We start from the raw sequence: 12,598 nt of genomic DNA on the forward strand, positions 1-12,598 counted from the left end.
CCTAGTTGGTTCTCAAGAAATGACGACGGCGGGCGTTCCCGCCGTTCCGGACTTCTGTTCTATGTTACAGCGTTGCTAGCTGCGGACCTGGCCCTCGCCTTGGACGATCCACTTGGTGGTGGTCAGTTCCGTCAGGCCCATGGGTCCGCGGGCATGCAGCTTCTGGGTGGAAATGCCTACCTCGGCACCAAGGCCGAGTTCCCCGCCGTCGGTGAACCGCGTGGACGCGTTGACGATCACTGCAGCAGAATCCACTTCCGCAATGAACTTCTCGGCATTGGCGAGGTTATTGGTGAGGATGGCCTCCGTGTGCCCCGTGGTCCAGGTACGGATGTGCTTGACCGCTTCGTCCAGGGAGTCCACCATGGCAACGGCCAGGTCCAGATCCATGTATTCGGTAGCCCAGTCCTCGTCGTCCGCGGGCACCGTTTCGACGTCGGGGCCCAAGGCAGCAGCAATGCGTTCGTCAACATGAAGCCTGACGCCGGCTGACCGCAGCGCCTTCGCCACGGCAGGGAGCACACTGGCGCCCGAGTGAACCAACAGCGTTTCCACCGTGTTGCAGACGCTGGGCCGCTGGGTCTTGGCGTTCAGCAGGATCTCCACCGCCATCTTTTCCGAGGCGGATTCATCGATGAAAATGTGGACGTTCCCTTCACCCGTCTCAATGACAGGCACGGAAGAGTTGGTCACCACGGTCTGGATGAGGTCACGCCCACCACGCGGGATGAGTACATCCACCTTGCCACGGGCACGCATCAGGACGTTGGCGCCTTCGCGGCCGAACTGGTCCACGGTTTGGACAGCATCCGCCGGAAGCCCTACGGAATCCAGGGCTTCACGCAAGATGCGCACAAGCGCCTCGTTGGTATGGGCAGCGGCCGAGCCACCGCGGAGGATCACGGCGTTGCCGCTCTTGAGGGCCAATCCGGCAATGTCCACGGTGACGTTCGGGCGGGCCTCGTAGATTGCGGCCACAACCCCCATGGGTACGTTCACCTGGCGCAGGCGCAAACCGTTGGGCAGGGTCTGGCCGCGGACCACGTTGCCCACGGGATCAGGGAGGCCTGCGAGGTTCTCCAAAGCCGCAACGAGTCCCTCAATGCGTGCAGGCGTCAGGGTAAGCCGGTCAAGGAGGGCAGCGGAGGTGCCGTTGGCCTTGCCTGCGGCGACGTCTTTGGCGTTGGCCTCCAGGACCTGCTTCTGCTGCTCCAGCAAGGCTGCTCCGATGGCACGGAGCGCGCGGTCCTTCCAGGCCCGGTTGGCTTGGCTCATGCGGCGGGCAGCCTTGCGGGACCGGTCGGCGATCGCGTAGACCGCGCTTTGGACATCTTCGGGCGTAACCGGGACAGCGCCTGCCACGGGGCTTGCCGGCGTCTGGCCGGAAGCACCGGAAACGTCGGAAGTCACAAGGGCATCAGGGGTCAGCGCTTCAGTCATGCTCCAAGTTTAGATGAGCGGGGCGCGCGCACGAGCACCAAGTCATCAACATGAACAACTTCACGGTCATAGCCGCGGCCCAAGGCTTGACCCAGTTCCTGCGTGGTGCGCCCGAGCATGCGGGGAAGCTCCTCGGAGGAATAGTTGACCAGGCCACGGGCGACGACTGTTCCGTCCAGGCCCACCATCTCCACGGGGTCGCCGGCTTCGAATTCGCCTGTGATGTTCGAAATGCCCGCGGGCAGGAGTGACCTGTGCCTGTCGCGCACGGCCTTCACTGCGCCGTCGTCGAGCACCAGGCGTCCCCGGACAGTGGCAAGGTGGGCCAGCCACAAAAGCCGGACCGGCTTGCGGTTGCCGTTCACCGCGAACCAGGTTCCAACGTCCTCGCCCGCGAGGGCGGCTGCGGCGTTGGCGGTGGACGTCACCAAGGCGTGGATTCCGGAGCTTGCGGCGATGGAGGCAGCCTCAACCTTGGTCATCATCCCGCCGGTACCCACTCCGGCTTTGCCGGCCTTGCCGATGGTGATGCCTTCCAGGTCCTGCGCTCCGCGCACCAGGGAAATGCGCTTCGCACCGTGGGCGGGCGGCCCGTCATAGACGGCGTCGACGTCGGACAGGAGCACCAAGGCATCGGCGCGCACCAAGTGGGCCACCAAGGCCGCAAGGCGGTCGTTGTCGCCAAAGCGGATTTCGTGCGTTGCGACGGTGTCGTTCTCATTGACCACCGGAACGACTCCGAGGTTCAGCAGCCTGTTCAGGGCACGGAAAGCATTGGTGTGCTGGGTCCGGCGCATCAGGTCGTCTGCGGTGAGCAGGACTTGGCTGACGGTGACTCCGTGGGCGTTGAACGCCTGCGTGTACCGCGCCATCAACAGCCCCTGCCCAACACTGGCGGCAGCCTGCTGGGTGGCCAGGTCCTTGGGACGCTTGGCCAGGCCCAGGGGCGCCAGCCCCGCCGCGATGGCACCGGAGGAAACCAGGATGATCTCCGCGCCGGCATTGCGCTTCCCTGCCAGGGCATTCACCAAAGCCGTCAGCGACTTCTCGGAAATACCGCCCTTGATGCTGGTCAGGGACGAGGAACCCACCTTGACGACGATGCGCTTGGCTTCGGCAAGCTCGCGGCGCTGGTATAGGCCTGCTTCCGGTGCTTCGAAAGTGCTAGTCGTCATCACCGTTGTCCAGGTTGCTTTCCTTGACGGTTTGGGCACGACGGCGGCTGGCGGATTCCGTCCAGATGCCCGCCTTGCGCTCGGCTTCCAGTTCGGCGCGCGCGGCAGCCTTGGCCTCGCGGCGCTCAAGCTGCTCCTCACGCTTCTGGGCACGGGTGGGACGATCGCCGATGTCTGCGATGCGGATGTCCGTGCCACGCGGAGTGGCAAGGAGTTCGGCACCGGCCATCATGGTGGGTTCCCAGTCGAAGACGACGCCGTCGTCTTCGCCGATCACCACGGTGTCTCCGGGCTTGGCCCCGACCTTGAAAAGTTCGGTTTCCACGCCCAGCTTGGCAAGGCGGTCGGCGAGGTAGCCGATAGCTTCCTCGTTGGTGAAATCGGTCTGCTTGACCCAGCGCACGGGCTTTTCACCCAAAACGCGGAAGAGCGGCTCGAGGTTCTTCTCCTCGCGGCGGATCCGGAAACCGGCCTCGTTGACGGCGCGCGGCCGCAGGACCTGCGGGGCAACCTTGGGCGGTGCAGCCTTGACGGCGTCACGGGCAGCCTTGACGATCTCGGCCATGGCGAAGCTGAGCGGGCGCAGGCCTTCGCGGCTGGTGGCCGATACTTCGAAGACGCGGTAGCCGCGGGCTTCGAGGTCCGGCCTGACGAATTCGGCCATGTCCTTGCCGTCCGGCAGGTCCACCTTGTTGAGCACCACCAGCTTGGGGCGTTCGTTCAGGGGAACCACTTCCCCGTCCACTCCCGCGTAGCTCATGTCAACGGCGTACTTCTCAAGTTCCGCTTCAATGATGGCGAGGTCGGACAGCGGGTCCCGGTCCGATTCGAGCGTTCCGCAGTCCAGCACGTGCACCAGCGCCGCGCAACGTTCGACGTGGCGGAGGAAGTTGTGGCCAAGGCCGCGGCCCTCGCTGGCGCCTTCGATGAGCCCGGGCACGTCCGCGATGGTGAAACGCACGTCGCCGGCCTGGACCACGCCCAGGTTAGGCACCAACGTGGTGAAGGGGTAGTCGGCAATCTTGGGCCGGGCTGCCGACATCGCGGCAATCAGGCTTGATTTTCCGGCAGAAGGGAAACCGACCAGGGCGATGTCGGCGATGGACTTCAGCTCCAGGACGATGTCGCTGGATTCTCCCTCGATTCCCAGGAGGGCGAACCCCGGAGCGCGGCGCTTTTGCGAGGAGAGTGCTGCGTTGCCCAGTCCCCCGATGCCGCCGGCCGCTGCAACGAACTCAGTTCCTTCTCCGACCAGGTCTGCCAGGACCTTTCCGTCCTTGGTCTTGACTACCGTGCCGTCAGGAACGGGAAGAACCAGTGTTTCCCCGTTCTTGCCGTCACGCCAATCACCCATGCCAGGGCCGCCGTTGGTGGCGTGGCGGTGCGGGGCATGGTGGTAATCAAGGAGCGTGGTGGTCTGGCTCGAGACACGGAGGATGACGTCGCCGCCGTTGCCGCCGTTGCCGCCGTCGGGCCCGCCCAGCGGCTTGAACTTCTCGCGCTTGACGGAGACACAGCCATGGCCGCCGGTACCGCCTGATACGTGCAGGACTACCCGGTCTACAAAGCTCGCCACGTGAATCTCCTCTATTGCTGTCAACAGCGCGAACGCCTTGCCCAGTGCGCCTGGCGCCCTGAACGATTGTAATGCGGTTAAAAGAACAGTGGAGCGGACCTGTTGGCCCGCTCCACCGGTTCAGAAAGTGTTGTTACTCTGCGGCAGCAGCAGCAACGATGTTCACCACGCGACGGCCACGGCGAGTACCGAACTCAACCGCACCGGCTTCGAGGGCGAACAGGGTGTCGTCGCCACCGCGACCGACGCCTGCACCGGGGTGGAAGTGGGTGCCACGCTGGCGAACGATGATTTCGCCTGCGGAAACTACCTGGCCACCGAAACGCTTGACGCCGAGGCGCTGTGCGTTGGAGTCACGACCGTTGCGAGTGGAGCTCGCGCCTTTTTTGTGTGCCATGTGAAATGCCTGCCTCTAAATTTCTGGGGAAACTGAAATCTGAACTACGTAACGGACGTTACGCGATGCTCGTGATCTTGATCTTGGTCAGTTCCTGACGGTGACCCTGGCGCTTCTTGTAGCCGGTCTTGTTCTTGAACTTCTGGATGACAATCTTGGGACCGCGGAGGTCTTCCAGGATCTCAGCCGTGACCTTCACCTTGGCCAGGTCCGCAGCAGCGGAGGTGACCTTGTCGCCGTCAACCAGGAGCAAGGCGGGCAGCTCAAGCGTGCTGCCGGCTCCACCGGGGACGCGGTTCAGAGTTACGTAGTCTCCAACGGAAACCTTTTCTTGGCGGCCGCCTGCGCGGACAATCGCGTACACCACTTGGGTACTCACTTCTCTCGACGTTTCTTACTAAATTTGCGTGCGGAACCCCGAACCGGAATCAGGCCTGGTTCACGCTGTGCCTCAACGCCGTGGACTTCAGATCGAAGCCCGCGAGTCATCCCATGAACAATTCCAAGGGGCATAACCCAAGTGTTGGCGTAAGCACCGAAGATCAAGATTACGCTAGTTTGACCTTCAGCTGCAAATGAGGCCGGGTCCGGAAGCCACCACGTGACGCTTGTCACCAGTAGGAACGGACGTTCCCGGCACCGTGCCCATACAGCTTACAGCCTCTACGTGGCCTTGCCGTTGATTTCCCGTCCGACGCGCGGCGTCCGTGTTACGAATGCAGTCTTGGGGCATCAAAGAACGCGGTCTCGTAGCGGCAGGACTGGACGAAGGCTTCCTTCATGGCAGCCCGCTCACGGCCGGATGCCGCAGCTGCTGCGGCATCCGTGAGAGCAATCGCCTTCCGCGTCGCCTCCGCAAAATCCTCGTCCGCATAGGTCCTCAGCCAATCCGCGTAGGGATGGTTCTCCGGGGAACCGGCCTGGACGAAGTCGGCGTGCAGTTGCTGCCCCACTTCCGCATACAGCCAGTAGCAGGGCAGGACCGCAGCAAGCAGGACGCCGTAGCTTCCCGAAGCAGATGACGCCATCAGATGGTCCACGTAGGCCTTGGTGACCGGGCCGCTCTGCGTCGTCGCTTCACGGCCGCTCAGCCAGTTCCGGTGCAATACGGATTCCACGTCAAGGCACTGTTGGGAACCCCGGGCCCAGAACAGCTGCTCTTCTTCGGTCGGGGCGAGGGCACCTGCCCGGGCAAGCACCCTGGAATACCCGTTGAGGTAAAGGGCGTCCTGGGCCAGGTAGTAGCTGAACTCGGACTCCGGCAACTCCCCGGACCCCAAGTCCCGTATGAAGGCAAGCCCGTGGATGGCTTCCAGCTCCACGGCGGCTTCCTTCCACAGGAGGGCAGCGAAGGCCCCGGGCCGGGATGATTCCCGGAGATGGTGGAAATGGTGGATCGGACCGCTCCCCTGGCCCACTTCAAGATCGTCAGCCCTCATCAGAGCCTCGCGCAACCAGGGCTTGACTTCCCGCAGGGACGCCTCCCAATCTCCTGTTCTTGCCTGGACAGCGGCCAGGGCCGAGGACAACGAGCAGCCAGTGCCGTGGCTGTTCCGTGTCTGAACACGCGGTCCCCCGACTTCGATCACGTCCTGACGCAGCAAACCGCTGGTATTGATAAGCGCATCCGGACACTGCGCCCCCGGCAAGTGGCCTCCCTTGACCAGCACCGTATTGCCGCACTCCCCGGCCAACCGTTTGCCCTGGTCCAGCGCCGCAGGCCAGTCCTCCGCTTCGGGTTCCCCCAGCAGCATGGCCAGTTCCGGAAGGTTGGGTGTAATGAGGTCCGCCATCGGCAGAAGGTCACGCAACGCTGCCTCGGCTGATTCCCGCAGCAGCCGGTCACCGCTGGTGGCCACCATCACCGGGTCCAGGACCACGACGGCGGGACGTACCTTGACAAGCCAGGTCCGGACCTCGTTGATGACGGCGGCATCACCGAGCATCCCGATCTTCACGGCGTCGATAGCGACGTCGCTGCTGACGGTTTCCAACTGCTGGCGGAGGAATTCCACCGGCGGCACATGCACACCGCTGACGCCCCGCGTGTTCTGGGCCGTCAGCGCGGTGATGGCGGCCATACCGTAGCCGCCGTGCGCAGCAATGCTTTTAAGGTCCGCTTGGATCCCCGCCCCGCCGGAGGGGTCCGAACCAGCAATGCTCAACACCCTCGGATGTGTACGGATGACCGCTGGCAACGGATAAACAGCAGAAGACGACATTGAAGTCATGGAGACATCCCTTCGCCGGTGCTAACCGGACAGGTTCAACGGGTCTGGATCTCAGCCCGGCCCTATGCCCGGCACCCCGTGTCAGTGTCCTAGCCTAGCCCGGAAGCCCCTCACGCCGGGAACCCCGGCGGCTAACGGCCTGGATATGACCCGGGCGATGATGACCCGTTGCACGACGAAGGCCGCACAGCATGCGCTGCGCGGCCTTCGTTCCAACTGTGTCTTCAGTACCTGTTTACAGCTCCGACGCCGGAACACCCACCCCAAGGATGATCGGCTCCGAGGCTGGAGTTGGCTTCTTTGCCGGCTCAGCCGGCGCCTTCGCTTCGTGCGAGGTCCCGCCACCTGTGGCGGCCCGAACGTCGTGGTGCTCAACGTTGGTCTCGTTGGCAGCACCCTGGGCCCTGCTGGCACTGCGGTTCCGCCTGCCGCGCCGGCCCCGGGCGCCGGACCGGGACTCCACGGGTTCAGTACCAGCGGACGTGGCTGGCAAGGCGTCGGCGCTCACGGGTGCGTCAGCAGATTCAACGTTCCCGGGCGCGTCCTTCTCAGACCCGGCAACCTCAGACCCGGGGACAACCTCAGGTGTGCCGCCCAAGTGCGAGAAGGCCTCAGCCAGCAGATCCAGGCTCATGGCAGGCTTCTTGGCAGGTTCGTCGTGATGCTCCACGAAAGGCAGAGCCACTTCCTCTCCGCCGAAGCGCAGTACCGGAGCCGGACGGCCCTCCCTGGCCGCAGTTTCTGCCGGGGTGGAGCCCTGCGTCTGCCCGCCCTGCGCAGGGGCCTGGGCGGCATCCCCTTGGGCAGGAGCCGACTGCGCAGGAGCCTTCCGGGCAGGATCCGCCTGGGCGGGACCCGACTGGCCTGCTTCCGCCTTACCGGCGGCGCGGGCTGCTTCCTCGGCGCGGTGCACCTCGTCATCGTGCAGGTGTGCAGCGTGCGCAGCAGCGGCGATCGTCGCCAATGCGGCCCGGGTAGCCTCTGCCTTGGCTTTCTGGGCGGGATCCACGGACTCAGCCGGAGCGGGTGCCGTCGGGGCAGCGGCCGGCTGGACCGGCGTCGTAGCTTCCGGTGCCTGGTTGCCCCCCTTGCCGCGGCGACGCTTACGCTCACTGCGCTGGGACGGCTGCTGTGCTTCGGTGTGGGACCGGTGCTGCTCGGCAGCCACCACATTCGCGCGGCGGTGCTCCACGGGCTCGTCGTGCGTCACCACGCCGCGGCCGGCACAGTGCTCGCATTGCTCACCGAAGACCTCCAGCAAGCCTGTGCCCATGCGCTTGCGCGTCATCTGGACGAGGCCCAGGGACGTCACCTCCGCCACCTGGTGCTTGGTGCGGTCGCGGCCAAGGCACTCCACCAGCCGGCGCAGCACCAAGTCCCTGTTGGACTCCAGGACCATATCGATGAAGTCGATGACGATGATGCCGCCGATGTCACGGAGGCGGAGCTGGCGAACTACCTCTTCGGCCGCTTCCAGATTGTTCTTGGTGACGGTCTCTTCCAAGTTGCCGCCGCTGCCGGTGAACTTGCCGGTGTTGACGTCCACGACAGTCATGGCCTCGGTACGGTCGATCACCAAAGAGCCGCCGGACGGCAGGAAGACCTTGCGTTCCAGAGCCTTGTGGATTTGTTCGTCAATGCGCCAGGCAGCAAAGATGTCCTGGTCCTTGGTCCACTTTTCCAAGCGACCCACCAGGTCAGGCGCAACGTACGTAACGTAGGCCTCAATGGTGTCCCAGGCTTCGTCGCCGGAAACAATCAGCTTGGAGAAGTCCTCGTTGAAGACGTCCCGAACCACCTTGATGGTGAGGTCCGGTTCGCCGTACAGCAGTTCCGGGGCAAGGACCTTGGTTGAGGATGCTTGGCTCTCGATGCCTTCCCACTGCGCCCGGAGGCGGTTGATGTCGTGGGTCAGTTCCTCTTCCGACGCGCCTTCGGCGGCCGTGCGGACAATCACGCCGGCGTTCTCCGGCAAACGGTCCTTCAGGATCCGCTTGAGGCGGTTCCGTTCGACGTCGGGCAGTTTCCGGGAGATTCCGGTCATGGAACCGCCCGGGACATAGACGAGGTAGCGGCCCGGCAGGGAGATCTGGCTGGTCAGACGCGCACCCTTGTGACCCACGGGGTCCTTGGTGACCTGCACCAGGACGGAGTCTCCGGACTTGAGCGCGTTCTCGATCCGGCGCGGTTGGCCCTCAAGGTTCACCGCGTCCCAGTTCACCTCGCCGGCATAGAGCACCGCATTGCGGCCGCGTCCAATGTCGACGAACGCTGCCTCCATGGACGGCAGGACGTTCTGTACTTTGCCCAGGTAGACGTTTCCGATGAGGGAGTCCTGCTGGGTCTTGGAAACAAAGTGTTCAGCCAGCACGCCGTCTTCCAGGACGCCGATCTGGATTCTGTCATCGCGCTGGCGGACGATCATCTGGCGGTCGACGGACTCACGACGCGCCAGGAACTCGGCCTCGGTGATGACCTGGCGGCGGCGACCGGTTTCGCGCGATTCGCGGCGTCGCTGCTTCTTGGCTTCGAGCCTGGTTGAACCCTTGACGCTCGCCACCCGGTTGGAGGCAGCGGTCTCGGTGATGGGGCGGGGCGCCCGGACCCGGGTGACCGTGTTGGGCGGATCGTCATCCGATCCGCCGGTCAGTTCAAGGTCCTGGTCCCCCCGACGGCGCCGACGGCGACGACGCGAAGTGACGCCCTCTTCCAACGCCTCCGCAGCGGGAGCTTCGTCGTCTTCGGTTTCGCTGCTGCCCTCGGCATCGTTGTCATCGCGTTCGTTGCCGCGGCGTCCGCGGCGTCCCCGGCTGCGGCGACGGCGGCGGCTGCCGGCATCTTCCGACTCAGCTTCACCGCTGGCCTCGGTTTCATCGTCGGCCTCGGCGTCTTTCTCTTCGGCCGGGCGGACAACAGCACTGAGGTCGGGCGCCTGGAAGATCATCGAGGTGATGGAGACCGGCTCAAGGAACAAGGAGGACGAACCGGCAGCGTCCGTTTCAGCATGCTCCTCCGCTGTTGCGGCCGGAGCTTCCTGGCTGGTTTCTGCGACGGGCTCTGCATCCGTGGCACCGGCTGTGGCTTCGGCAGCGGCTTCGGCGCTTTCGGCCTGCTGAGCTTCAACCTTTGCTTTTGCAGTACGACGACGGCGGACCGGCTTTTCCGGTGCAGCCTCGGCTTGCGCTTCTGCGGGCTCAGCGGCGGTTGCTGCTGCGTCTGCGGCCTCAGCGGAAGATCCTGCCGGTTCTGTGGCCACTGCCGGTTCTGTGGCCACTGCCGGTTCTGTGGTCTCTGCCTGCGCGTCCGGCGCAGGGGTCCCATCGAAGCCGGGAAGGGGCTCAGCAGGCTCAACCTTCTTGCGGGCACGGCTTCGACGTGCCGGAGCCTGCGCAGCTGGTTCTTCAGTAGCCGGTGCGCCGGCAGCGGCATCGGGGGCCTGGACAGCCGCAGCGGCATCGGCAGCTTCTTCGGCGGTCACCGGCTCTGCCGCACTGTCGGCAGCTGCCTTGGCGGCAGTCTTGCGGGGCGCGCGGGCGGTCCTGGCGCGGGTGGTTTTCTTGGGCGCCTCCGCTGCTTCCGCGGGTTCCGCCCCATCATTTACGGCTACAACCTGGTCATTATCCATATGTGGCAACACTCCTGCCCCGGAAGCGCCGCCACATCCGGCACCCAATGGGGCAAATATTGTCAAAACCCGCAGGCGTTGACAGAAGTCAGTAGTATGCCTTCCGGTTCGCACCATCCTTGGGGTGCGGCAGCCCTGGAAGGCCAGTGCCTTGGTTCTAAAACCCGTTGTTCAGCTGCCACAACCAGGTGCCGTCCATTGTCATGGCGGGCCTGTAGCGGATCAGTCGATCCGTGCAGGCCCTGCTCATGCTGGCGGTCTTGGGAACAAGTCACCGGACCGGATGACGAATGTGGATCGGCTTCCGGCCATGTCCATTCTCTCACACCCCCGCACATTCACGGGGTAGGAACCGTGTCGCCTACCGGTTGTGGAAGGGAAAGCTGGGCGCAGGGTTCAGCATGCGGCGTTAGAATCCTCCAAAGAACCCATCCCGGCCAGACCGGGGCCACCCGTTCGAAGAGGATGCATCCGCGATGCCAAGCACTGCCAGGGGAAACCTGGACCACCACGCCCCGCCCCCTGCTGCCGGACCCGCACCGCACAGGGATACGCTGCCCGCAGCCGTACGGGACAAGCCGTTTGCCTGGCTGCTCCTGGTGACAGGCGTTGTCGGTTGGCTGGCCTCGGGGGCATTGGTGCTGGAAAAGCTCCAGGTGCTCCAGGACCCAAACCACGTCACTGCATGCGACGTAAATCCATGGGTCTCCTGCGGAACAGTGATGAAGACGTGGCAAAGTTCCCTTTTCGGATTCCCGAACATGTTCATTGGCATCGTCGCCTTCGCCGTGATCATCACCACGGCCATGGGAATCCTTGCCGGTGCCAGGTTTTCCCGGGGGTACTGGCTGGGCCTGCAGGCTGGAGTGACGCTCGGTTTCGCGTTCGTGGTCTGGTTGTGGTCGCAGGCTTTGTACGCGATCAACGTCCTGTGCCCGTTCTGCATGGTGGTCTGGGCAGCCATGATTCCCATGTTTGTGTGGGTCACTATCCGCAACATCAGCCACGGGGTCATTAAGGCGCCTGCCAGGCTGACCAAGGTGCTGGGCGATTCGGGGTGGATCATCGTGGCACTGCTTTACGTGGCAGTCATCGCGACGATCTTCTTCGCGTTCCTCCATGTTTTCGCCGGAACGTCCGGCTACTAAGCACTTTCTCAAACACCGCGGGATGACAGTTAAGGCCAATGTTCGTGATGAACATTGGCCTTAACTGTCATTTCGCTGTAGGTGCGCCAGGTCTTACTCGAACCAGATCTTGATCTCGCGCTCGGCAGACTCCACCGAGTCGGAGCCGTGGACCAGGTTCTGCTGGACAGCCAGTCCCCAGTCACGGCCGAAGTCGCCGCGGATGGTTCCGGGCGCCGCCGTCGTCGGGTCCGTGGTTCCCGCCAGCGAACGGAAGCCTTCAATGACGCGGTGGCCTTCAAAGACAGCTGCCACAACCGGCCCGCTCAGCATGAACTCAACCAGCGGCTCGTAGAACGGCTTGCCGACGTGCTCCTCGTAGTGCTGCTCCAGGAGCTCCCGGGTCGCGTTGACCTTCTTCAGCTCCGCCAAGGTGTATCCCTTGGCTTCGATCCGGGCGAGGATGGTTCCGCTCAGGTTGCGGGCGACGCCGTCGGGCTTGACCAGGACGAGGGTCCGTTCAATGCTCACAGTTGCTCCAATGTGGTTTCTTGGTGGGGTTTCCCTGCCAGTTTACGGGGTTGGGGCGCCGGGCTCGTCACGGTGCGCAGCATCCCACTCGGCCTGTACACGGTCGCGCTGGGCAACCTCCCGGTCAATCCGGATACCCGTCCGGATGCCGTACCACCAGCAGATGGCGAACAGGATGCCCACAATGAACATCGTCGGTTCGGCCAAGCCCGTGAGGATGAGGACTATCTGCAGTCCCCAGCCCAGCCCGATGCCCCACGGCTTGGAGAGCACGGCGCAGGTGAGGACCAACACGACGCTCAGGGCAATGCCAACGCTGAGGATGATCGCGGGAGGAACCTCTCCCCGCTTCAGCCCGAAGACCACCAGCGTGCCGAAGAAGGCGACGAAGGCCTCCAGCAACAGCACGGTTGAACCGAACATCACTTTGGTGGAACGACGCTTCTTGGGCATGCCGGGACGCCACTCGCGTTGTGCCTTGGTCAGCTTGGCCATG

Annotated in this window: 10 protein-coding genes and 1 riboswitch; of the genes, 1 reads left to right on the forward strand and 9 read right to left on the reverse strand. The window is 64.2% G+C overall.

Features of this window, described 5'->3' with window-relative positions; genetic code table 11:
- Nucleotides 1-75: 75 nt before the first annotated feature.
- The 7 genes from QN084_RS00540 to QN084_RS00570 form a co-directional block, all read right to left on the reverse strand.
- Nucleotides 76-1,440 (reverse strand): glutamate-5-semialdehyde dehydrogenase, encoded by a 1,365-nt coding sequence (locus QN084_RS00540; RefSeq protein ID WP_021470680.1) that lies wholly within the window; start codon nucleotides 1,438-1,440, stop codon nucleotides 76-78.
- A complete protein-coding gene (gene proB, locus QN084_RS00545) occupies nucleotides 1,437-2,615 on the reverse strand; it encodes a glutamate 5-kinase (RefSeq protein WP_069694591.1) in 1,179 nt (392 codons plus the stop codon). Before proB ends, QN084_RS00540 begins: the two co-directional genes overlap by 4 nt.
- Nucleotides 2,605-4,191, reverse strand: coding sequence for a GTPase ObgE (gene obgE, locus QN084_RS00550; RefSeq protein WP_021470682.1), 1,587 nt, complete (start codon nucleotides 4,189-4,191; stop codon nucleotides 2,605-2,607). Before obgE ends, proB begins: the two co-directional genes overlap by 11 nt.
- 133 nt (nucleotides 4,192-4,324) lie before the next feature.
- On the reverse strand, nucleotides 4,325-4,588 hold the full coding sequence (gene rpmA / locus QN084_RS00555) for a 50S ribosomal protein L27 (protein ID WP_021470683.1): 264 nt from the start codon (nucleotides 4,586-4,588) through the stop codon (nucleotides 4,325-4,327).
- Nucleotides 4,589-4,646: 58 nt separating this feature from the next.
- Nucleotides 4,647-4,955 (reverse strand): 50S ribosomal protein L21, encoded by a 309-nt coding sequence (rplU, locus tag QN084_RS00560; protein WP_021470684.1) that lies wholly within the window; start codon nucleotides 4,953-4,955, stop codon nucleotides 4,647-4,649.
- 343 nt (nucleotides 4,956-5,298) lie between these two features.
- Complete coding sequence (gene thiD, locus QN084_RS00565) at nucleotides 5,299-6,819, reverse strand: bifunctional hydroxymethylpyrimidine kinase/phosphomethylpyrimidine kinase (RefSeq protein ID WP_069694592.1); 1,521 nt, start codon at nucleotides 6,817-6,819, stop codon at nucleotides 5,299-5,301.
- Nucleotides 6,810-6,908, reverse strand: a riboswitch (TPP riboswitch). (Overlaps the previous gene by 10 nt.)
- Before the next feature lie 146 nt (nucleotides 6,909-7,054).
- The gene (locus QN084_RS00570; protein ID WP_069694593.1) at nucleotides 7,055-10,444 is read right to left on the reverse strand and encodes an Rne/Rng family ribonuclease; all 3,390 of its coding nucleotides are present in this window, start codon (nucleotides 10,442-10,444) and stop codon (nucleotides 7,055-7,057) included.
- Nucleotides 10,445-10,920: 476 nt separating this feature from the next.
- Between QN084_RS00570 and QN084_RS00575 the strand changes: the two genes are divergently transcribed.
- Nucleotides 10,921-11,592, forward strand: coding sequence for a vitamin K epoxide reductase family protein (locus tag QN084_RS00575; RefSeq protein ID WP_021470687.1), 672 nt, complete (start codon nucleotides 10,921-10,923; stop codon nucleotides 11,590-11,592).
- A 93-nt stretch (nucleotides 11,593-11,685) separates the two neighbouring features.
- Here QN084_RS00575 and ndk read toward each other — a convergent pair whose 3' ends face one another.
- Both ndk and QN084_RS00585 read right to left on the reverse strand, forming a co-directional pair.
- A complete protein-coding gene (gene ndk / locus QN084_RS00580) occupies nucleotides 11,686-12,102 on the reverse strand; it encodes a nucleoside-diphosphate kinase (RefSeq protein ID WP_021470688.1) in 417 nt (138 codons plus the stop codon).
- A gap of 42 nt (nucleotides 12,103-12,144) precedes the next feature.
- On the reverse strand, nucleotides 12,145-12,597 hold the full coding sequence (locus QN084_RS00585; RefSeq protein WP_069694594.1) for a DUF4233 domain-containing protein: 453 nt from the start codon (nucleotides 12,595-12,597) through the stop codon (nucleotides 12,145-12,147).
- Nucleotide 12,598 lies beyond the last annotated feature (1 nt).

It is taken from the genome of Paenarthrobacter sp. R1 (assembly GCF_030264015.1).
In the GTDB taxonomy this organism is placed as follows: domain Bacteria; phylum Actinomycetota; class Actinomycetes; order Actinomycetales; family Micrococcaceae; genus Arthrobacter; species Arthrobacter ureafaciens.

Excerpts from the sequence above, each read along its gene's own strand:
- QN084_RS00585 (WP_069694594.1), bottom strand. The coding sequence starts at position 12,597 with ATGGCCAAGCTGACCAAGGCACAACGCGAGTGGCGTCCCGGCATGCCC.
- proB (WP_069694591.1), bottom strand. The coding sequence starts at position 2,615 with ATGACGACTAGCACTTTCGAAGCACCGGAAGCAGGCCTATACCAGCGC.
- QN084_RS00540 (WP_021470680.1), bottom strand. The coding sequence starts at position 1,440 with ATGACTGAAGCGCTGACCCCTGATGCCCTTGTGACTTCCGACGTTTCC.
- thiD (WP_069694592.1), bottom strand. The coding sequence starts at position 6,819 with ATGACTTCAATGTCGTCTTCTGCTGTTTATCCGTTGCCAGCGGTCATC.
- QN084_RS00570 (WP_069694593.1), bottom strand. The coding sequence starts at position 10,444 with ATGGATAATGACCAGGTTGTAGCCGTAAATGATGGGGCGGAACCCGCG.
- rpmA (WP_021470683.1), bottom strand. The coding sequence starts at position 4,588 with ATGGCACACAAAAAAGGCGCGAGCTCCACTCGCAACGGTCGTGACTCC.
- QN084_RS00575 (WP_021470687.1), top strand. The coding sequence starts at position 10,921 with ATGCCAAGCACTGCCAGGGGAAACCTGGACCACCACGCCCCGCCCCCT.